14 protein-coding genes are annotated in these 22,255 nt (G+C 67.0%); 12 read left to right on the top strand and 2 right to left on the bottom strand.

From position 1 onward, the window contains the following. Positions 1–265: 265 nt before the first annotated feature. The 7 genes from HMPREF9710_RS14750 (at position 266) to HMPREF9710_RS14720 (ending at position 9,192) form a co-directional block, all read left to right on the top strand. Entirely contained in the window at positions 266–2,167 is a 1,902-nt protein-coding gene (locus HMPREF9710_RS14750; protein WP_005667549.1) for a type VI secretion system Vgr family protein, read from the top strand. Between the two features lie 20 nt (positions 2,168–2,187). Further along, positions 2,188–2,637 carry a DcrB-related protein gene (locus HMPREF9710_RS14745; protein ID WP_005667547.1) on the top strand — a complete coding sequence of 150 codons (450 nt, stop codon included), beginning with the start codon at positions 2,188–2,190 and terminating at the stop codon, positions 2,635–2,637. A gap of 11 nt (positions 2,638–2,648) precedes the next feature. Next, positions 2,649–6,923, top strand: coding sequence for an RHS repeat-associated core domain-containing protein (locus HMPREF9710_RS14740; RefSeq protein WP_005667546.1), 4,275 nt, complete (start codon positions 2,649–2,651; stop codon positions 6,921–6,923). 38 nt (positions 6,924–6,961) lie between these two features. Then, on the top strand, positions 6,962–7,657 hold the full coding sequence (locus tag HMPREF9710_RS14735; RefSeq protein ID WP_005667545.1) for an Imm26 family immunity protein: 696 nt from the start codon (positions 6,962–6,964) through the stop codon (positions 7,655–7,657). Positions 7,658–7,768: 111 nt separating this feature from the next. After that, complete coding sequence (locus HMPREF9710_RS14730; protein ID WP_005667544.1) at positions 7,769–8,341, top strand: DUF8309 domain-containing protein; 573 nt, start codon at positions 7,769–7,771, stop codon at positions 8,339–8,341. A gap of 9 nt (positions 8,342–8,350) precedes the next feature. Next, positions 8,351–8,617, top strand: a complete 267-nt coding sequence (locus HMPREF9710_RS28255; RefSeq protein ID WP_005667543.1) for a hypothetical protein — start codon at positions 8,351–8,353, stop codon at positions 8,615–8,617. Between the two features lie 56 nt (positions 8,618–8,673). Next, positions 8,674–9,192, top strand: a complete 519-nt coding sequence (locus tag HMPREF9710_RS14720) for a hypothetical protein (RefSeq protein ID WP_005667542.1) — start codon at positions 8,674–8,676, stop codon at positions 9,190–9,192. A 76-nt stretch (positions 9,193–9,268) separates the two neighbouring features. Here HMPREF9710_RS14720 and HMPREF9710_RS14715 read toward each other — a convergent pair whose 3' ends face one another. Beyond that, on the bottom strand, positions 9,269–12,043 hold the full coding sequence (locus HMPREF9710_RS14715; RefSeq protein WP_005667541.1) for a glycosyl hydrolase 115 family protein: 2,775 nt from the start codon (positions 12,041–12,043) through the stop codon (positions 9,269–9,271). 110 nt (positions 12,044–12,153) lie between these two features. Here HMPREF9710_RS14715 and HMPREF9710_RS14710 point away from each other — a divergent pair, with 110 nt between their 5' ends. From HMPREF9710_RS14710 to HMPREF9710_RS14690, 5 genes are all read left to right on the top strand, one after another. After that, entirely contained in the window at positions 12,154–12,486 is a 333-nt protein-coding gene (locus tag HMPREF9710_RS14710; RefSeq protein ID WP_040776302.1) for a hypothetical protein, read from the top strand. Positions 12,487–12,791: 305 nt separating this feature from the next. Then, positions 12,792–13,400, top strand: a complete 609-nt coding sequence (locus HMPREF9710_RS14705; RefSeq protein WP_005667540.1) for a hypothetical protein — start codon at positions 12,792–12,794, stop codon at positions 13,398–13,400. A 197-nt stretch (positions 13,401–13,597) separates the two neighbouring features. Further along, positions 13,598–16,777, top strand: coding sequence for a TonB-dependent receptor (locus HMPREF9710_RS14700; RefSeq protein WP_005667539.1), 3,180 nt, complete (start codon positions 13,598–13,600; stop codon positions 16,775–16,777). Between the two features lie 69 nt (positions 16,778–16,846). Then, complete coding sequence (locus HMPREF9710_RS14695; protein ID WP_005667538.1) at positions 16,847–17,878, top strand: glycoside hydrolase family 43 protein; 1,032 nt, start codon at positions 16,847–16,849, stop codon at positions 17,876–17,878. 31 nt (positions 17,879–17,909) lie between these two features. Continuing rightward, the gene (locus HMPREF9710_RS14690; protein ID WP_005667537.1) at positions 17,910–21,716 is read left to right on the top strand and encodes a beta-galactosidase; all 3,807 of its coding nucleotides are present in this window, start codon (positions 17,910–17,912) and stop codon (positions 21,714–21,716) included. A gap of 64 nt (positions 21,717–21,780) precedes the next feature. On the opposite strand, the gene HMPREF9710_RS14685 is transcribed toward HMPREF9710_RS14690, so the two are convergent. Continuing rightward, a partial coding sequence (locus HMPREF9710_RS14685; RefSeq protein ID WP_005667536.1) for an IS3 family transposase occupies positions 21,781–22,255 on the bottom strand: 475 nt, incomplete at its 5' end.

Here is a 22,255-nt window from a genome sequence, read left to right as displayed (position 1 = left end):
GTCGTGTTCTCGATTAATCAGTCAGCCGGGCCCGGCGTTAGCCGCCGTGCCGTCGCCGCCGGCTCCGTAAAGACGCCGGCTCAGCGATAGTACCGCACGGCCGGCCGCCGGTCTGTTCAATCTGGTGATTGATCAGCAGACGGGCGGCAGTTGAGCGGAAGCAAAACTCGCGGTTGCTCACTATACCGTAAAACCTTGTCATAGAACTAATACGATTTTTGCAAGGCGATTACGCTGGGAAGCAGGCCATTGCCGGAGACATGCCATGCGCGATGCAACCCGCTTCCCCGAGCTTGCCAGCACGCTCAGCCAGCACAACCGCATCCTGCGGCTTTCCTTCCCGCATGGGGACGGCCCGGCCGCGCTGCTGCTGGTCGATACGCTGGAAGCGTCCGAAGGCCTGTCGCGGCCCTTCAGCTACACGCTCGGGCTGCTGTCCGACGACGCGCACATTGCGCTGAAAGACCTGCAGGGCAAGCTGCTGTGCGTGGAACTGGTGCGCCGCGACGGCACGCTGCGCCATTTCACGGGACGGGTATTCCGTTTCGCGCTGCTCAAGGTCGACGGTGGCTTCGCCTTCTACGAAGCGCGGCTGGGACCATGGCTCGATTTTCTGGCGCTACGCAAGGACAACTACCTGTTCCACCACGCGAGCCTGTACGACCAGACGCGCAGCGTGTTCGCCGACTATGGCGTGCTGGCCGACTGGGACTGGCGCGTGAGGAGCGAAGAGCGCGTGATGACGCAGGCCTGCCAGTTCGACGAAAGCGACTTGAACTACCTGGCGCGGCGCTGGGCGGCGGCCGGGATCTACTACTGGTTCGAGCATGGCGCCGACGGCCACCGGCTGGTGCTGGCCGACGATTCGACGCGCGCCGCCGCCATCGACGGCGATCCGGCCGTCCCCTACCAGCGCCACGGCGGCGCGGTCGAGGAAGACGGCATCGGCGAGTGGTCGGCGGCGCGCCAACTGGTGCCTTCCAGCGTCGCCGTGAGCAGCTACGACTTCAGGAACGGCCGCGCGGCGCTGGCCTCGACCACGACCCTGAATCGCCAGGGCCAGGTGCCGGCGCTCGAATCCTACGACTATGCGGGAGCCTACGGCTTCGCCGGCCTGGCGGCGGGCGATGCGCTGGCGCGCCTGCGGATGGAGGAAGCCGAGGCGCGCGGCAAGCTGTTCGAGGGGGCGGGCAACAACCGCTGCCTGATGCCGGGCCGCTGGTTCCGCCTCGACGGCCACTTCGATACCGGCGGCGAGGGCGCCAGCGAGTTCCTCGTGCTCGACTGCCACCACCGCGCCACCAACAACTACCTGGCGCAGGACGAGGAACCGGCCTACGAGAACCGCGTCGCCTGCCAGCGCCGCGCGATCCCCTGGCGGCCGGGCCGCGGCTTTCATTGCGACGAGACCCGCATCTACGGCATCCAGAGCGCCACCGTGGTCGGCCCGCGCGGCGAAGAGATCCATACCGACGAATTCGGGCGGGTGCGCGTCCAGTTCCACTGGGACCGTGAAGGCCAACACGACGAGCGTAGCTCGGCCTGGATCCGCGTCGCCACCCCATGGGCCGGTTCCAACTTCGGCATGACCTCGATCCCGCGCATCGGCGCCGAGGTGATCGTGTCCTTCCTGGGCGGCGATCCGGACCGGCCGCTGATCACCGGCATGGTGCCGAACGCGCTGACGATGCCGCCGTGGGAACTCCCGGCCAACAAGACCCAGAGCGGCGTGCTGTCGCGCTCCTCGCCGGGCGGCGGCTACGACAACGCCAATGCGATCCGCTTCGAGGACAAGAAAGGCGGCGAGCAGCTGTGGGTCCAGGCCGAGCGCAACCTCGACACCGTGGTCAAGCACAGCGAAACCCGGACCGTCGGCGCCGACAGCAGCCTGCAGGTCGGCGGTACGCAAACGCAAGGCATCGGTGGGGACCGCACCCTCACGGTCGGCGGCGCGCAGACACACACCATCCGGCGCGACCTGACGCTCAATGTGAGCGAAGGGCGCCACACCAGCACCGTCAAGGGCGACGTGAGCATCACCTCGCTCGACGGCGCGGTCACCGTCGTCTCGCCGCGCAAGATCACCTTCGCCGTCGGCAGCAGCACCATCACGTTGACGCCGGACGAGATCGTGATCAACGCGGGCAAGATTTTCCTCAATCCCTGAACCAGTCGAGCGAGGCATCCATGAGCGAGACGACAGTCCGAATCCACCTGCACGAGGGCAGCGTCGCGCTGCCGCCCGGCTTCGCGGACCGCAGCGCGAACCTGTTCGTGCCAGGCGACCCGCAGCGCCAGCCCAACCTGAGCATCGCGCGCGACTGGCTGGAGCGCGGGGAGACCCTGGGCGCCTACGTCGAGCGCCAGCTCGGCATGCTCAAGGCGCGGCTGCCGGGCCACAAGCTGCTGGCCCGGGACGAGGAGCGCCTCGGCCCGGGGCCACGAGCCCACGCCGGCATGCGCATCGACGCCCAATACCGCAGCGGCGCGCAACAGGTGCGCCAGCGCCAGGCCGCGTTCGACATCGGCGACGGCCGCGTGCTCGTGTTCAGCGCCGCGACGCCGGGCGCGTTCGACGACGCCTTCGAGGCGCTGTGGCGGGCCTGGCTGGATAGCTTCCAGCTCCAGGTGCGCTAGCGGCTGGCGCCATGTTCGAAGCCGCCCGCCTGACCGACCCGATCGCGCATACCTCCGCGCTCGAAGGCTTCCTGGTCGGGGCCGTGATCGGCATTGCGCTGATCGCCGCCGTGGCCTTCGCCACCTTTACCTGCGGCTTCGGCGTGGCGCTGCTGGCCGGCCTGGCCGCCGGGATCGGCGCGACCGCCATTCTCGGACTCGGGGAAGCGATCGGCCGGATGTTCTCGAATCCCTCCGGAACGCTCGGCAGCGCCTCGCCCGACGTCTTCGTCAACCGCCTCGGCGCGGCCTGCACCACCATGAGCACGGCCATCTGCGACAAGCACAATCCGGCGCCACTGGTGGTGGAGGGTTCCGGCTCGGTATTCATCAACGGCTTGCCGGCGGCCCGCAAGGACGACGCCATCACCTGCGGCGCGAAGATCGACGACGGCTCGCACGACGTGTTCATCGGCGGCGGCCGGGTCGGCTACCTGCCGGTCGAGGACGAGGTGCCCGAGTGGCTGCGCACGACGGTCGGCTGGGCCTTCGCCCTGGCGGGCCTGGTCGGCGGGCTGGCCGGACTGGTCAAGGCGGCCGGCGGCCTGTCGCGTGCGGTCGTGCCATGCGCGGCGAAGTTTATCGGCGGCTTCATGCTTGGCGAGGCGGTCGGCCATTATGTCGCCGAACCGGTGGTCAGACGCGTGATGGGAGGACTCTACGGCAGGCCGGTGGAGGTCGCGACCGGCCGCAAGGTGTTGCTGGCCCAGGACGAAGTCGATTTCGTGGTGCCGGGGCCGCTGCCGATCGTGTTGGCGCGCTTCTATGCGAGCGACCTCGCGCTGGATGCGAGCCCGGGTGGCGGCCTGGGCGCCGGCTGGGTGCTGCCATGGGAACTGCGCCTGCAGCGGCGCGACGAGCGGCTCTGGCTGCGCGACGCGCAGGGGCGCGAGACGGGTTTTCCGCCCATGGCGCCCGGACAGGCGCTGTACAGCGCGGGCGAACAGCGCTACCTGGTCCGCGCGCGCGACGGCCGCTACCTCATGGTCGACCTGAACGAGCGCTACTACGACTTCGGCCAGCTCGACCAGGGCCCGGATGCGGTGGCATGGTTGCAGCGCATCGAAGACCGCTGCGGGCAGTGGCAGGCATTCGCGCGCGACGACGCCGGGCGGGTGCGGGCGATCCGCGCCAGCGGTGGCCTGGACCTGCGCCTGGATTACTGCCCCGCGCACCCGGAGCGCCTGGCCGGCATCGTGCGCCTGGACGGCGACCCGCGCCAGCTGGTGCGCTACGACTACGATGCGCTGGGCCAACTGGTCGCGGTGACCGATGCGAACGGGGCGGTCGTGCGCCGCTTCGGCTACCAGAACGGCGTGATGACGAGCCATACGGGCGCCCTGGGCCTGGTCTCGCACTACGCCTGGGCCGACATTGGCGGGCGCCAGCGCGTGGTCGCCTGCTGGTCCAGCGAAGGCGAGCGCGCCGGATTCACCTATGACCTTGAGGCGCGCCAGACCACGGTGCGCGATGAACTGGGCCGCGAGGCGTGCTGGCGCTACGACGAGCAGTTGCGGATCGTGGCCTGCACCGACCTCGATGGCGGCGCCTACCGGATACGCTACGACGACGCCGGCCAGCCCACCCACATCGCGCTGCCGGGCGAACGCAGCGTCGCTTTCGAGTATGACGCGGCGGGCCGGATCGTCCTGGAAACCGACCCGCTCGGACGGCGCACCGCGACCAGCTATGACGGCGACAGCCTGCGCGTCACGCAGACGATCCTGCCGGGCGGCGCGCGCTGGCGCGCCGGGTATGACCATCTCGGGCGCTTGCTGAACACGACCGATCCGCTGGGGCGCGTCGAGCGGCATGAGTACGCGCCGGGTCTTGGTCCGTGGCCGGTGGCGCATGTCGACGCGCGCGGCGCGCGCCGGACGATGGCCTGGAATGCGCTGGGACAGCTGACCGCCTACACGGACTGCTCCGGCAAGACCACCCGCTACGCTTATGATGCCGCCGGCTACCTGGAGACCGTGACGGATGCGTTGGGACAGCAAACGCGCTTCGAGCGCCTGCCGACCGGCGAGCCGGCCAGGATCATCCTGCCGGACGGCAGCGTGCAGGAGTTTGCGTACGACGCGGCCGGCCTGCCCGTCGGGCAGCGCTACAGGGAGGTCTCGATGCGCTGGCGCCGCAATGCGCGCGGCCAGGTGGTCGAGGCGCTCGATCCGGCCGAGCGGCGGCTGAGCTACCGCTACGATCCGCGCGGCCGCTTGGTCGAGCTGGCGTCCGGCCCCGACACCCGGTACGACTTCGCTTACGACAGCGGCGATCGGCTGGTGCGCGAGATAAGGCCGGATGGCGTGGAGCGGCAGCTGGGCTATGACGCCGCGGGCGAGCTGGTCGAACTCGAGAAGCTGGGCGCATCGGCGGGCGATCCGCTCGCCCGCGCGCGCCGCACCATGCGCTTCGAGCGCGACGGGATGGGCAGGCTGCTGCGCCAGACGTGCGCGACCTCGGTGTCCACCTATGCCTGGAACGATGCCGACCGGCTCGTCGCGGCGACCCGGGCGCCGCTCGCCGCCGGCAGCGCGCTTGGGGTGACGTCCAGCAGCGTCGGCTTCGACTACGACGTGGCCGGGCGCCTGCTGGCCGAGCACGGCGCCGAGGGCACGGTGCGTTATGAGCTGGATGAACTCGACAACCTCGCGGCCATCGACCTGCCGCATGGCCAGCGCATCGAGCAACTCTGTTATGGCGCGGGCCACGTGCACCAGGTGCGGGTGGGCGGGCGCGTTGTCAGCGACATCGAGCGCGACGACCTGCACCGCGAAATCCTGCGCACGCAGGGGCGCATCGTGCAGCGCACCGGTTACGACGTGCTCGGGCGGCGCAGCTGGCAGGCTGCGGGCCTGCTCGGTCATGCGCTCGGCCCCGGCGATGGGCAGCTGTGGCGCCGCTACCGCTACGACCTGCAGGGAGAGTTGGGAGAAGTGCACGACAGCGTCCGTGGCCGCATCGACTATCGCTACGACCGCGCCGGCCACCTGCTGCGCCAGAGCCGCGCGGCCGACCTGGAAGACGAGCGGTTCGCGTGGGACGCGGCCGGCAACCTGCTCGACGGCTCAGGGAAGGCGGGCGTGGACGGGAGCCGGGGCCGGGTCGAAGGCACCCGGCTCAAGGTCTGGTGCGATATCCGTTACGAGTACGACCCTTGGGGCAACGTCAGCCACAAGCGCAAGGGCGCGCGCCAGGATCAGCGCTTCACCTTCGACGCCGAGGACCGCCTGACGGGCGTGTGGACCGAGGATGCGCAGGGAGTGGTCGAGACGCGCTTCGAGTACGACCCGCTCGGCCGGCGCATCGCCTGCAGCGAAACACGGCGCGACGCCTCGGGACTGGCGCGCAGCCAGCGCCGGCGCTTCGTCTGGCAAGGGCTGCGCATGGCGCAGGAGGTGCGCGAGGGGAGCGTCAGCAGCTACGTGTACAGCCCGGATGCGATGTACACGCCGCTGGCGCGGGTGGATGCGGTCGTCGCCGGCGCCATCGCAGGTGTGACGATCGACAAGGCGCGCTCGTCGTCGAGGGTGTATCACTTCCACACCGATCCGGTGGGGACGCCGCTGGAGCTGACCGACGAGGCGGGAGAGCTGGCGTGGGCCGGGAAATACGGCGCCTGGGGCCGGGTGGAGCGCGGGGAAGACGCCATGCTGCTGGAGCGCACCGAGCAGCCGCTGCGCTATCCTGGGCAGTATGCGGACAAGGGGACGGGGCTGCATTACAACACGTTCAGGTATTACGATCCGGATGTGGGGAGGTTTGTCAGTCAGGATCCGATTGGGTTGTCAGGCGGTCTGAACCTGTACGCTTATGCGTTGAATCCAACTGCGTGGATCGATCCGTGGGGTTGGATCTCCGAAAGTGCTCCAGGCTACGCGGTATATGGCCTGTATGCGCCGGGCAGCGACAAACCTTACTATGTTGGCGTTACGGATGATCTGCTTCGGAGAAGCCGCGAGCATCGCTTGAGTGGACGAATGCCTGAGGGCGCCAAAATGAGTCCGATCGCAAGGAACGTCACTTATGGCACAGCCCGAGGCATTGAGCAGGCGCACATCGAGTACTTGGGTACCAAGACAGGAACCGTCGGGTTTGATTTGCAACAAGCAGTGACTTATGAACAGCGCGGAAATAAAGTGGCTTCATTCGCGCACGACAACACGACACGGCCTCGCGGTCGACAGGCCTATTTCGAGTCGGCATATCGAAACGCCCGTTCGACACTTGGTGGTGGGTGTGGGTAACCGAATGACCGGCATGGCGTACCAATCACGGAGGGAGTATGGGATGGTGGAGCGCGCAAGGCAGTACGGATGTGGTCATTGGTGACGCAGTGCTGGATTCGGTACGCCACTTTCTACATGATTTCAGTCTGGCGTATCAAGAAGATCTGTCGAGGCGGCCGTCGTTACAGGAACTGGAATACGCATTGGATCTTGCATTCAAGGCAAACCTGGATAACGACGTACTTGCTGGCTTCGACGAACTCGAGGTCAAGCAAGTTTCGATCAAGACGGCCAAGCGAAGGAAGAGGCAGAAAGTAACGCCAGGAGATATTTTCGCCTATAGACTCGACGATGGTAGATTCGGATTTGGCAGGATCGTTGCCAATGTCTCGATCGGCGCGATTGCGGAGATCTTTGATTATTTCTCGCGCCAGCCCATTTTCGACCACAGTAAAGAGAAAACGTGGCTGGTGCCGCCGGTCCCGATCGAGAGCTATTCTTTGTTGGAGGTCGGTGACCTGGGAGACTGGCGGATCATAGAGCACCAGACTGATTTCGTACCTGGGGACGAGTACGCCACACTGCGCTACGTGTATGGTACGCCGCCTTTCGCCCTGACCGTCACGGATATTTATGAGAACGAGAGGGAGATCGATATCCGCGAGGCAGAGGGGCTACCGAAATACGCCGCCTATGATGACTTCAATTTCAAAAAAATGATAGTTGATCATCTGAAAAAGCCAGAAGTTTGAACTCACCGTCGATGATGATTTGATCGAGTGCTTCTTGGGAATCAACGTCGGCGATAATCTCGATGGCCGTCTTGTCAGGCGTGGGGCGTGCATGCTCAGGAGGAATGCGGGATGCTGAAGAAGACCGGTTGCAAAGAAAACGATGTCGTCGTTCTCGAGATCGGTAATGAAGCGTTCACGCTTGCGCAGATGCGCAAGAACGGCATCATGCAGTTCTTCGACATTGTCCAGCCCAGGAACGCATGGGATGGCGTCGATCTGAATGACGTCCCCTCGCTATTTTTCATCTACGTCGCAGAGAAAAATCTGGATTCGCTGATCGTCGTTAAGCTCGGTCAGGCGGGAGTGATCCCGAGTTCCGCTCCTATTCCAATGGTGATGTTGAGCGCGGTGTTCAAGGGCGCCGGGACCTATGGCGCGGATCTGATCCGATTGACCGATCAGTTTTCGTCCTGTGGCGCCGCCATTATCAAGGCCGACCTCGATCCGAGAACGGATCTGGATGTGATTTATCGCCATGAGCTCAGCGGGGTGTATGGAGACGCCGGCAAGATCCGCAAGCGCCTGCGCAGATACTTCGCTACAGGGGTCAACTGGGATGATTCAAAGGAACTTCTGTTCAAGGGAATCGCGCTGCCCCCGCCGCACTATGGACAGTCGTCCGTGAGGCATACCAGTCAGTGAGTTCCTGCAATGGCAATGCAGGCAGAGGGCGAGGTGGCCGACGATGAGCCTTACACTGGTTCTAAATTGGGTGGTAAAGCGGGTCTTCTTCAGGCCGAGCCCCTCGGCTTGAACGACGAGTGTTTCGCGTTACAAATCTATGGAGCCAGGTTTCCTCATCCATTCCGGGGAGCTCTTGGCCTATCCGACGCAGTCGGCTATCTGTTCATCCGCCCGAAAGCAAGCCCGGGCGATCTGGGCAAGGACGCTGGAACATTCTTCGTCCAGACTACCTAGCCTGGTTGCTACAGCGAAGTCAATGTAGCCATATTCCAAAAAAAGGATGGAATCGGATGCAGAACTTTGAACTGATCGTCGACTTCAACGGGATTGTGATATTCGATCCCAGTGTCCTGGCGGGGCATTTTTGCGAGATTAATCTTGGCGATAATCTCTACGCGCGCTTCGTCGGATCGGATGAAGGAGAACGAGTGGTCGAGCAAGGGATCGTCCTGCCTGTTCTCGGCTTGGATGATGGTATCTACTCGATCATCCTGCGGACCGATAAGGAACCTCGAGGGATTGATCCGAAAACCATTATTGTTTCTAACGCTACGTTTCCATTAAAAATCGTCACCAAAGCCGTGATATCGGACATGGCAACGCTTCGAGAATGGGCCCCAGGAGAGAACTGGCGCGAAGTCATGCTCAGGCCAGGGAACTACGCCGTGACGGTCAATGGCTTTCGCGTGATCGCCCGGCGCGAAATCATCGACTTTGGTTTCGAGTTCGTGTTCGAAGAGACAGCAGAGCTACCGACATTGAGCGGAGCGCTCGAGAAGAACATGCAAGTGCTGGAACTGCCCGGCTGAAGCGATCGGTCCGACCTCGGCGCGCCGACACTGGCCGCCATGGTAGCCGCGATTGGCCACACTGCGCCATGCAGCGTCAGTCCATCGGCGGCATCCCATAGTACTCCGGCGCCCCATCCATCACCACGTCGACACGATCCAGCACCACGCCCGGATCGAGCGCATAGATGCGCACGGTGTGCACGCCTGGATCGAGCCGCGCCAGCGTGCTGCTGCGCACCGCCATATTGCCCAGCACATTGCGCTTCCATTCATCGCTGCGGCCGACCGTCGTGTAATCGAAGACCTCGAGCGGCCCATCGTCCAGCTGCACCGCGATGCGCAGGCGGTTCTCGGACGTCAGTGCATGCACGGGCACGGCGACCAGGCGCAGGGTAGCGCCGCCTTCGCTGCGGGTCTGGAAGCGGTACTCGAGCGGCGCCACGCCCGCGAGCGCGTCCACCCCGCGTGAAGGCAGCTCCAGGCGCGCGCGCATGGCCCTGCCGGACGTGCCGAGGCCGGGCAGGGCTTCCCAGTCGGGTGACACCGGCACTGAAGCGCTGGCCGCCGGCAGCACGACGATGCGTTCGCGCTCGCCCGGCAGGCCACCGTCAAGGGCCTGCACCTGCAGGTTCACCTTCAGCGTCTTCGCGCCGCAACGCAGGGTGAGCGCGGGGTTGGCGCTTCCATCGACATGCAGGACCAGGCGCTGCTCGTGGCCGTTGCCGGCGTCGAGCCGGCCCGATGCAAGGTCTGGGCGTATTCCGCGCGCCTCGGGAGCGACCGACCAGGCCACATCCTGGCTGCCATGGCTGACCACCGTCAGCGTGCGGCTGACCGCACGCCCGGCCGGCACCACCAGCTGGTTTGCCTCGACCGAATGCGGCGCCGGGTACACCAGCCCGCAGCCGCGCCGCGTGGACGTGTCGTAGCTCGGGTACAGCGGTTCGGCGAACACCGGCAGCCGGCGCGGCGCGACGTCCATGAAATGGGCCCACTTGCCGTTGGCCAGCGTGTCATAGGCGGCGGCATCGGCCGCGATGGCGGCATGCGCCCGCCGCGCCTGGCGCACGTACAGGTTCGACGAGGGGCGCTGCTGGCGCGCGTACTCGGCGGCCAGATCGAGTTTCAGGATGCGCTCGTTCAGGCTGGCGCTGGAGCGCACCGGGTACAGCACCAGCTGGAAATAGGCGTCGTGCAGCAGCGACGGCAGCCGGGCCTGGAGCGCCTCGGCGCGGCGCACCAGCGCGCGGTAGGCCGCCAGACGCCGCTCGGCTTCCTCGCCGCCGGTGCGGATGTAGTCGGTCGCGCGCACCGGGCGCGTGGGTTCGGTCTGGCTCCAGCCCATGAATTCCGGGCGCCGTTCCCAGGCCAGGCGATAGTATTCGAGCTTGATCGCCGCGATCTCTTCGCCGTGAAAGGCGCCGAATTGCCGTCCGGCCCAGGCGGCCAGGTGGCGCGCCGGGTCCTGGCGCAGCACGCCGGCGTCGAAGGCGGCGTCGAGGAAGTACTCGGCCAGGTACTCGTTGGGCTTGATGTCGCCCACGTTCAGCATCCACAGGCGTTGCGCGCCGGTGGTCCAGGCGCGCTGGAGCTGGTCGCGGATCAGCGCCGGGTGGGTGGTGCCGAGCCACAGGTAGTCGTGCGGGCGGCCCCAGTACGACACGTGGTAATAGATGCCGTTGCCGCCGCCGCGCGCGCGTTCGCGCGCCGTGCCGAGCTGGTTCAGGTAGCCGTAGTTATCCTCCGGCCAGACCAGGGTGACGTCATCCGGCACCCGCAAGCCGCGGTTGTAGTAATCCAGCACCTCCTTGTACATCGTGAACGCTTGCGGGATGCGCTCGGCGCTCCGGCCCAGCGTGTGCGCCAGCATGGCGCGCTGCGATGCGATGACTTCCTCCACCGTGGCGCGGGCCTGGTCCGGTCCGCTGGCGCCTTCCATGGCCGAGTCGTGCACGCCGCGCAGGCCGAGGGTGTAGACGTTCTCGAAGCCCTTCACCTCGTCCACACGCTGCTGCCAGTAGCCCAGCAGCGCATCGCGGTTGGTGAACCAGTTGAACTCCCCGAAGCCCGCTTGCCATTCGCCGACGTTATTGCGCATCATCGGCTCGGCGTGCGAAGTGCCGACCACGATCGCATGGTCGTCGGCCGCCTGGGCGTTGCCGGGGATCGTATAGAAGGCCCTGGTGCTGTCATGCATGGCCGGCCACAGCAGGTTGGCCTTCAGGCGCCACATCAGCTCGAACACGCGGGCATAGGTGTGCGGGCCAATGTCCTTCGCGGGGTCATGCGTCCTGGCGGCCCACGGCTGCAAGCCCCAGTCTTCGTCGTTGATGAAGATGCCGCGCCAGGCTACCGAGGGCGCGGCGGACAGGCGCGGCGCGCCGTCGAGCGCGAGCCCGGTCTTGCGCGCCGGCCTGACGTCGGCCCACCATTCCCACGCCGAGATCCCCAGTTCGCGCGAGGCGTCGACCACGCCATACACGGCGCCGCGCCGGTCGGCGCCAGCGATCAGCAGCACGTCGCGTTCGTCGGCGCGGCCCGTGGAGCGGATGTAGCGCTCGCGTTGCCCGGCCAGCGGCGCCAGGTCGGCGCCGATGGCGCTGGCGACTTCGCGCACCAGCGCGGTGTCGGCGCTACCGACCACGATGCAGCGTTGCGGGCAGTCGCTCAACCCTTCCACGCGCCGGCCGGCGATGCCGGTCAGCGCGGCCAGGTCGCGGATCAGCAGATCGGCCGCCAGGCGAGAGGTGGCGCTGCCGTCGGTGACGAGCACGGGCAGGGCGCCATTGCGGTCCAGCGCGAATGGCCTGGCATGGGCGGCGCCGCTCGCCACCAGTGCGCCAAGCGCGAGCAGGGCGAGTATCTTCATCGACGCCTTATTGCGGATATTTCGGGCCGGTGGTCACGAACGCGCCGCCCTGCAGGAAGGTGCTCAGGTCGTCCTCCGCCGGATAGGCGAACGGCTGGCCGCCATCCAGGGTGAACCGCGCCGAAGTGCAGCTCCGCGTCGACGCTGTCGCACATGCGCATCACCTGCGCGCGGTCGGCCAGGTCGCACTGCACCACTTCCTCGTTCGCCCCGGCGAGGCCGATGTCGGCCACGTCGGCCAGGCGCACGACGTCGGCGAAGTCGTGCAGGCGCTTGCGCAGACGGCGGTCCAGGTTGCCGCCGTGCCGGTGAAGAGGATGCGTTTGAAAGGTTTGCTCATGATCTCGGTGCCGGTAGATGAAAAAGCAGGTCGGTCGGAGCGCCATTACCGGATGATTCAGCGCGCCCGTCAATCCGGCCGGCGCGATCGGTCACGATGTTGAGTGATTCGCGCCCGGGCCGCACAGGCGGGGCCGGATGCTGAACAATACAGGCGCTGGCGTACGAAGACATCAGCTGGACCAGCATCGACGGATGGCGACACGCATGGATCGCACCGCATTGCCCATCCCGGGCGCCTTGGCCCTGGCGGCCCCGTCGATCGCGGCATCGGCATGCCTGCCTGGGCCGCCCGCACCCAGTACGATTTCTCCCCGGCTGGGAGCTGACGGTCGGCGACCCGCCGGCGCCTACCAGCCCGGTTTCCACGACGGCGCCAACCTGGCCCTGGTGCAGGCGGAGGCGGTCGATGCCGCCGGACGGCGCAATCCGGTTAGCGCTCGACAGCGTGCGGTTCGAACTGGCGGGGTCGGCCGAATGGCGCGGCGGCATCGCGCAGAGCGCCGGCAACCACGCGCTGCGGGCGCGCGCCGACGGCCTGGCGCCGGCCGGGCTCGCGCTGGCATCGACACCGGTCGCGGTGCCGGTGGCTGGCAGCACGGCGGCCAGCATCGGCGAGCGCGCCGCGCAGTCTGTGGACGATGACGAGACCACCAGCTGGGCCAACGCGCCCGGTGCGCCGGCCGAGATCACGTATCGCCTGGCGCGCCCGGCGTTGCTGCGCGAGCTGGTGCTGAAGCTGACCGGCTGGCGCGAGCGCAGCTATCCCTTGCGCGTGTTTGCCGCTGGCGCCGAGGTGTACCGGGGCACGACGCCGAAGAACCTCGGTTACGTCACCTTGCCGCTGGCGCCGCGCCACGGCAGCGAGGTGAGGATCGCGCTCGACGGGCAGGCCGATGACGCGGGGGCGATCCGGATGCTCGAAGTGGCCAACCAGGCCAACGCCGACACCGGCGCGCGGCAGGTGGCGCGTTCGCAGCTGTCGATCATCGAGGCCGAATTCTACGAGCTGCCGTGATGCGGGCGGTGCGGCGCGTGCGCCATGCAAACCCAGGGAATCGCTCAATCGCTTGAGCGATTCCAGGTCGAATGCGCCCCTTTCGATCAGGTGCATGATTCTTTCAATGCCATATGGAATCAGGCGACTGTACGCACATAGAATGTTTTCAAGGCCAAGCAGTACACCTATAACAGAGCCCTTGGAGACGACGACAGATGAACCAAGCAACGACACGCACGCACGTGCTTCACCCGACCCGCTGCGCGCGGGCGGTAGCCGCAGTGATCGCCCTCCTGGCCGCGCATGGCGCGCTGGCGCAGGAAGCGGCGCAGACGCCGGCGAATCCAGCCCCGGCTTCGACCGCGCCATCGGCCAGCACCCCGCCAGCCACCATCAGCGACGGCGAGACCGCGCCGGCCGTGGTCTACATCGCCGGCACGCGCCGCTCGGTGGCATCGGCCATCGATCGCAAGCTGCGCGCCAGCACCGTGTCCGATTCGATCGTGGCCGAAGACATCGGCCAGTTCCCCGACAAGAACGTGGGCGAAGCCTTGTCGCGCGTGACCGGCGTGCAGCTGTCGCGCGATTTCGGCGAAGGCTCGCAGATCTCGATCCGCGGCGTCGAGCCGGACCTGAACCGCATCGAGATCAACGGCATGTCGGTGCTGAACACGAGCGGCACCGCGGGCCGCGGCGCCGAGCTGCGCGAGCTGGCGTCGGAGCTGATCGGCTCGATCGACGTTTACAAGGGCATCACCGCGGACATGACCGAAGGCGGCGTCGGCGGCTCGGTGTCGATCAAGACGCGCAAGCCGCTCGACTTCAAGGAGCCGACCATCGGCACCAGCATCTCGGCCGAACACGCGACTTCGCGCGGCGGCGTCCAGCCGCGCGGCAACCTGTACATGGCCGACAAGTACCTGGGCGGCAAGCTGGGCCTGATGGCCAACTTCGTCTACGACGAGGTTCACACCCGCAATGACTACGCGCGCAACACCTCGTGGCGCTTCATCCAGGACTGGGACAAGTCGCCCGAGAAGACCGTGGTCAGCACCGATCCGCGCCTGGCCGCGATCGGCGATGCGGCCAGCTGCGCCACCTCGGGCTTGAGCTCCGCCCAGGCGGATGCCTGCCGGCGCCAGTGGTTCGACTACTCGCCGGGCATTGCGCGCTACGGCATCTGGACCCGCGACCACAAGCGTTCGTCGGGCGAGGTCACTGCGCAGTACGAGTTCAGCAAGAACTTCAACGCCTGGGTGAGCTACCAGGCCAATACCCAGCGTCAGCGCCTGAACGACCGTAACTTCGGCACCGACTTCCCGGATGCGAATCGCCTGGCGAACGCCGGCCAGGCGCCGGTCTACAACCCGGCCACCGGCGTGCCGACCACGGTCGGCACGTGCGTGCCGGCGGCCACGACGCCGGACGATATGGTGATCACGAACCACCACGTCACCTCCTACACCGTCGGCAACTGCCTGTACGCGGCTGGCCGGGGCGGGCAGGGCGCCTTCGGCACCTCGGCGCGCGACTTCCAGCTCGACATCGATTCGCGCTATGCCACCTCGGGCTTCCTCTACAAGCGCGACCGCCTCGAGGTCGAGGGCCTGTTCGGCACCTCGCGCTCGCACTACGACAGCGACAGCAACAACATCGCGCTGACCCAGAATGCGCCGGGGCTGAAAGTGACCCTGGACGACCAGGGCCTGCCGCGCTTTACCTTCCCGTCCGGTTACAGCCCGGATGATCCGGCCTCCTACGTCCAGGCGCAGCTCCAGTACCGCCCGAGCGAGACCAAGAACCAGGAAGACCAGGCCAAGGTCGACCTGCGCTATCGATTGACGACGCCGTTCTTCACCAAGCTGTGGTTCGGCGCCCAGGCGCGCAAGGCCGAATCGACCCAGTACAACGGCGGCGGCTACCTCGCCAGCACTGGCGCCAACCCGGCGTCGACCGCCGACGACATCAATGTGCGCGGCGCCAACATCAACCAGACCGCGATCTACGATCCGTTCTATACCGGCGGCGCGCAGCGTCCGAACGACGCCCAGTCCTTCATCAATTCGGGCTATTCGACCCGCTACATCAACGCCGCGCAAATGGCGCAGCTGATCAGCGCCGTCAGCGGCCGTTCGCCCGGCACCTTCTTCGGCGGCCTGGGGGACGTCAAGGGCATGCCGTCCGGCTGGATGTCGCCGGTGTTCGCGAATGCCTTGCCGTTCTTCGACACGTCGGCCTTCAACCACGACTACCTGTATGACTCGCCCGGCAGCGACGGCAACGTCTATCCGCAGATCCCGGCGTTCGGCGTGGAAGAAAAGATCGCCGCCACCTATCTGCGCCTGGACTGGGCCACGCAGTTGTTCGGCTACGAGGTCGACGGCAATATCGGCATGCGATATACCCGCACCGACAACAAGTCCTCGGGCCTGCAGCGCTATTCGGTGCGTACCGAAACCTCCCCCGGCTCCACGACCTACACCGACGTCGTCATGAGCAACGGGGTCGTCACGGTCGACAACACCTACCACGACTGGCTGCCGAGCTTCAATGGCGCCTTCTGGTTCATCGACAACAAGTTCCTTGCCCGTGTCGGCTGGGCCAAGGCGATGGCGCGCCCGCGCATGGACCTGCTGGCGCCGAACGCCACCTGCGTCCTGGGCAGCGGCAACCCACAGTTCGGCGGCGAAGGCGTCGACACCTGCACCGCCGGCAATCCGGACCTGAAGCCCTACCGCTCGACCAACACCGACTTCAGCCTCGAGTACTACCCGACGCCGGACAGCCAGCTGTCGCTGGCCGTGTTCGAGAAGGACATCTCGAGCTACGTGATCGAGCGCGTGCTCACCCGTGACGTCGACCTGTTCAAGAACGGCCAGCGCTTCAACGTCACCCAAGCCGTCAACGGCGAGGGCGCCACCACCAAGGGCATCGAGCTGGCCGGCCGCACCGCGCTGACGTTCCTGCCGGGCTGGCTGAGCGGCTTCGGCATCGACGCCAACTACACCCGCATGGATTACAAGTACGCGCCGGGCAAGGAGCGCCTGAACCTGCTCGACGACACCGTGCTGCCATATCCCGGCATGTCGAAGACCGCCTACAACCTCTCGCTGTGGTATGACCAGGGCCCGGTCAATGCGCGCCTGGCCTATACCTACCGCGACCGCTTCTTCACCGGCGCCAACGACGTCTCGGGCAACCCGGTATTCCAGGAAAAGACCGGCTTCCTGGACGCGAAGATCCAGTGGCGCTTCAATGACCGCGTGTCGATCGCGCTGGAGGGCAAGAACCTGACCGACGAAGTGCAGCGCAGCGATGCGGGCGACCCGTTCCGGATCAACGAACTGGCCTGGTCTGGACGCCGCTACTTCCTGACCCTGGGCGTCAAGATCTGATCTCGTTCCCGATGTCTGCAGCCAGCCGACCTTGATGGGGTGGCTGGCTTTTTCGCTTGAGAGGACACCATGAAATCCCATGCATTGCCAATCCTGTGCATGCTGCTGGCGCTGGCCGGCTGCCAGGCCCCGGCCGCATCCGACGATGATGCCGGCTTCGCCAACCCCCTGGTGCGCCAGCGCGCCGATCCCCACGTCATCCTGCATCCGGACGGCTGGTACTATTTCACGGCCACGGTGCCCGAGTACGACCGCATCGAGCTGCGCCGCGCGCGCAGCCTCGCCGAACTCGGGAAGGCCGAGGCCCGGGTCGTCTGGCGCAAGCACGCCAGCGGCGAGATGGGCGCCCACATCTGGGCGCCCGAGCTGCACCGCATCGACGGCAAGTGGTATCTGTACTTCAGCGCCGGCCGCGCCGACAAGGTGTGGGAGATCCGGCTCTACGTGCTGGAGAACAGCGCGGAGAATCCGTTCGAGGGCGAATGGATCGAGCGCGGCCAGCTCAAGACCGGCTGGGAGAGCTTCGCGCTCGACGCCACCACCTTTGCGCACCGCGGCCAGCGCTACCTCTCATGGACCCAGGTCGCGCCGGACGGCAGCAAGGGCACCAACATCTACCTGGCGCGGATGGACGGTCCGCTGGCGATCCGCCAGCCGGCCGTGCTGCTGACGCGTCCCGAGCACGCCTGGGAAAGGATCGGCCACTGGGTCAACGAAGCGCCGGCGGTGCTGGTCAAGCATGGCCGCGTCCTGATGACCTATTCGGCCAGCGCCACCGACGCCAACTACGCGCTCGGCCTGCTGTGGGCGCAAGAGGACGCCGACCTGCTCGACCCGGACGCGTGGACCAAGTCGCCGCAGCCGGTCCTGCGCAGCAGCGAGAAGACCGGCCAGTATGGACCTGGCCACAACAGTTTTACCACCAGCCGGGACGGCAAGACCGACATCCTGGTCTACCATGCGCGCGACTATCGCGACATCGTGGGCGAGCCGCTGCGCGACCCGAACCGCCACACGCGCGCGAAGGCGATCATCTGGCGCGACGACGGCATGCCCGACTTCGGCGAGCCGGTCGCAGACAGGGAGGCAGCGAAGCAATGAACAGCGTGGATATGCAGCAAAGGAGTGCGATATGAAGTGGTATCACTCGATGGCGGCGGCCTGCGCCGCCCTGTGCGCGGCAGGCTTGCCCTCGGCCCAGGAGCTCGGCATTCCCCAGGGTTCGGGGATGCAGGCGGCGCGTGACGCCGCCAAGGCAGGCGACAGCGATGGCCGAGTCGTCCTGATGCCGGCGCTGACGGCCGGCGCGGCCAATGCGCTGAGCATCCTGGTCTCGAACGACGGCGCCGATTTTACCTCGCTGGCTTCCGAGACCTGGACTCCGCCCGCCGGCGACCTGCGCGATCCGGCGCTGGCGCGTCACGCCGACGGTCGCTACTACCTGGCGTATGCGAACGGCGCAGGCGGCATCGGACTGGCCCGCTCGCCCGATCTGCGGCAGTGGGAGTTCTTGCGCGACATCCCGCTGGGCGGCGCCGGCCAGTCCGGCAAGCCCGGCTGGGTGCGCGAGCGCGACGGCACTCTCAAGCTCGTGTTCGCGAACGCCGGGGGCGTCCACATGGTCGCGCCGGACGCGCAACTGGCCAACTGGTCGGCGCCACGGCGGCTGGAAGGGCTGGCCGGCCACCTTGACGCGGCCGTTCTGCTCGATGGCGAAGGCTATGTGGCGGTGGCGCGCCACCAGGGCGGCCGGCTGGCGCTGGCGCGCGCCGCCTCCCTGGCCGGCCCATGGAAGGTCGAGGCCACCCTGGACAAGCTCGGCGCCGGCGTGACGGCGGCGGCCCTGGTGCGTCATGGCCTGGCCCTGCGCCTGTACGGCGTCGACGCCGGTCGGCGCGCATGGCACGCCGACAGCCTCGATGGCGGCCGCACCTGGGGCGAACGGCGGCGCCTGACCGGCACCGCGGCGATGGCGTCGGGGTTTGGCGCGTTGGCGGGCGATGCCGGGGAGCTGGTCGGCGTGTCGGCGCCCAAGGGAGCGCCACGGAAGGTGAGCTGGGATCAGTATTCCCTCAAGATCGATGGCAAGCGGGTGGTGGTGTGGTCGGGCGAGATCCACCCGTTCCGCCTGCCCAACCCAGCCCTGTGGCGCGACGTGATGCAGAAGATGAAGGCGCTCGGCTTCAATGGCGTGGCCTTCTATTTTGACTGGGGCTACCATTCGCCGGCGCCCGGGGTCTACGATTTCTCGGGCATCCGCAACGTCGAGCGCGCGCTGCAGATCGCAAAAGAGGAGGGCCTGTACGTCATCGCCCGCACCGGCCCGTACATCAACTCGGAATTGACCGGCGGCGGCTATCCGGGCTGGATGTTCCGCAACCGCGGTGAGGCGCGCACCGACGACCCGGTGTACCTGGCGGCGGTGGACGAGTGGATGACCCAGGTGAACGCGATCATCGCGCGCCACCAGGTCACCGATGGCGGCGGCAACGTGATCGCCTACCAGCTCGAGAACGAACTGGGCAAGGTGGAGCCCAAGCACGTGCGCCAGATGGAGCACCTGGCGCGCAAGGCGCGCCGTGACGGCATCACGGTGCCGTTCTTCCACAACGCCGCCGGCCGCCTGCCCGACTGGACGCCGAAGGACTCGAGCGCGGCGTGGGCCAATCCCGGCCCGACCGACATCTATGCCTTCGACGGCTACCCGGGCGGCAGCTGCGACGTGCACGCCAACCCCGCCGGCGCCAACAAGGCGCCCGACTGGGGCATCCATGGCGCGCCTGGCCCGCGCGCCGGTGCGCTGTCTTCCCCCGGCACGCCGGGCTTCGCGGCGGAACTGGGCGGCGGCTGGTTCGACTACTGGGGCTCGAACGGCACCTATGCCTGCACCGCCGAGCGCCAGGGCAAGGGCTACCAGCGGGTGTTCTATGGGACGAACCTGATCAACCGGATCACGATCCACAACGTCTACATGACCTTCGGCGGCACTTCGTGGGGCTGGCTGGCCGGTCCGGTGGTCTACACCTCGTACGACTACGGCGCGGCGATTGCGGAAGACCGCGGCCTGCGTCCCAAGGCCTATGCGCTCAAGCAGCAGGGCATGTTCGTCCAGGCCGCCGAAGCGGTACTGGCCGAGATGGACAAGGGGCCGCCGCTGGCGCCGGCGGGCGGCAAGGTCAAGGTCTACCACAACGTCAACAAGCGCCTGGGCGCCCACGTGGTGTTCGCGGCCCACAACCCCCTCGATGGCAAGGGCGAGGAGCGCTTCAGCGTCAGGCTCGCCACGCGCGACGGCGAGTACACGATCGCCTCGATTCTGCGCGGGCAGGACGCGCGCATGCTGCTGGCCTCCTACGACATGGAACGCCAGCGCCTGGTGTATTCGACCTCCGAGCTGCAGACGCACCTGCGCGACGGTGAACGCGACATCGTGCTGCTGCACGGACGCGACGGCCTCGAGGGCGAGACCGTGCTGCGCTATGCCGGCGCGCCGCAGGTCGAGGTGCTGGCGGGCCGGGTGCAGTCGCGCTGGGACGCGGCCAGGGGCGACCTGATGCTGAACTACGTGCACGAAGGCCTGGCGCGGGTGCGCATCTCGGGTGGTGGGCGCGCCCCGATGCTGCTCCTGCTGGCGGACGAACAGACCAGCATGCGGTTCTGGACCCAGGACACCGGGGCCGGACGCGCCTTGCAACTGACGCCGGCGCTGGTGCGATCGGCGCGGCTCGCCGACGGCCTGCTTGCCATGACGGGCGATGTCGACCAGGATGGCGCCATCGAGATCTGGGGGCCGGCGTTCGAGACGGCCAGCTTCAACGGACAACCGCTGGCGCTCACGCCCCAGCTGGACGGCAGCGTGCGCGCGGCCGGCCTGAAGGGCCCGGAGGAGGTGCGCGTGCCGGACCTGGCGCGCCTGGCCTGGACCCGGCGCATGGACAGCCTGGAGGCGGCGCCTCGCTTCGACGACAGCGCCTGGGTGCGGGCCGACCGGCGTCCATCGGCGGCCCAGACCTGGACCATGCCGGAACGCGGGCAGCCGACCCTGGCGATGAGCGACTACGGCTTCCACCACGGCGACGTGTGGTATCGCGGTCGCTTCACCACCTCAGACCCGAAGGCCAGCCGGCTCGAGCTGTTCTACGGGGCCGGCGGCGCCGGCATGATCCAGGTATGGATCGACGGCCGCTTCGTCGGCCAGCACGAGCTGGACACCGGGCGCTCGTTCCCGGAGACGACCGACAGCGTCAAGCTCGACCTGGGCACGCTCACGCCGGGCGAGCACATGATCGCGGTCATGGTGCGCAACAACGGCCATAACTGGAATCTGATGGCGGACGATTTCCATCGCGAGGCGCGCGGCCTGATCTCGGCCTCGCTGACGAGCCGTGGCGGCCAGCGCTTCGGCACGCCGATCGCCTGGCGCATCCAGGGCCGCCAGGGCGGCGAGGACTTGGTCGACCGCGTGCGCGGCCCGATGAACAACGGCGGGCTGTATGGCGAGCGCGCCGGCTGGCACCTGCCGACCGCGTCGTCCCAGGGCTGGCAGTCCGCTCGCCCGACCGACGCCCCGCCTGCCGCCGGCACCTATTGGCTGCGCACGCAATTCAAGCTCGACCTGCCGCGCGACCACGACGTCCAGCTCGCCCTGGCCTTCGGCGACACCGACAAGCCACGCTCCGAACGCGACAACCGCGCGCTGATTTTCGTCAACGGCTGGAACATGGGCCAGTTCATCGCCCACATCGGCCCGCAGCGCACCTTCGTCATCCCGCCGGGCATCCTGAACCCGAACGGCGAGAACACGATCGCGCTGGCGGTCACGACCGACGGCCGCCCCGAGAACGCGCTGGAACCCATAAGGCTGGTCACTTTGCGCACGACCCGCGGCGGCGTCCCCGTCGAGATAATGACCGTCCAGGATGGGCAACCCCAAAAATAGCGATCCTTATTCCACCATTAATGAGGGTCGGAGTGAGATGCACCGGATTGGTGGACAGGGTTAATCAGGTACACCTGTGCATTTTTTCCACCTGAGCGGGCGTTCGGTAGCCGAGGGTTTGGTGGAGGCGCTGTTGATTGTAATACACGTCGATGTAATCAGCGATTGCAGCCAATGCTGACTCGTGATTATCGTAGATCGTGTGATGGGTTACTTCGTTCTTCAGGTTCGAAAAGAAGCTCTCTGCCACGGCATTGTCGTGGCAGTTTCCTCGCCTGCTCATGCTTGGTCGCGCCTGCTGATCCTTCAGATAATTTCTGAATATGGCGGAGGCGAACTGCGAGCCTTGATCGGTGTGACAGATCAGACCTGCTTGCGGTTTTTGCTGCTCAAATCCATTCTGCAGCGCTGCGATTGCCAGCTTCGCAGTTTGACTTGCACCGGTGGTCCAGCCGACGACGCGATGTGTGCATAGGTCGATGAATGCGGCCAGATGGAGGGGGCCGTTGCGGGTTGCGATCTGGGTCATGTCGCCTACC

It is taken from the genome of Massilia timonae CCUG 45783 (genome assembly GCF_000315425.1).
Classification (GTDB): Bacteria; Pseudomonadota; Gammaproteobacteria; order Burkholderiales; family Burkholderiaceae_D; genus Telluria; species Telluria timonae.
Note: the sequence above shows the minus strand (reverse complement) of the source record. Positions and strands in the feature narration are given on the sequence as shown.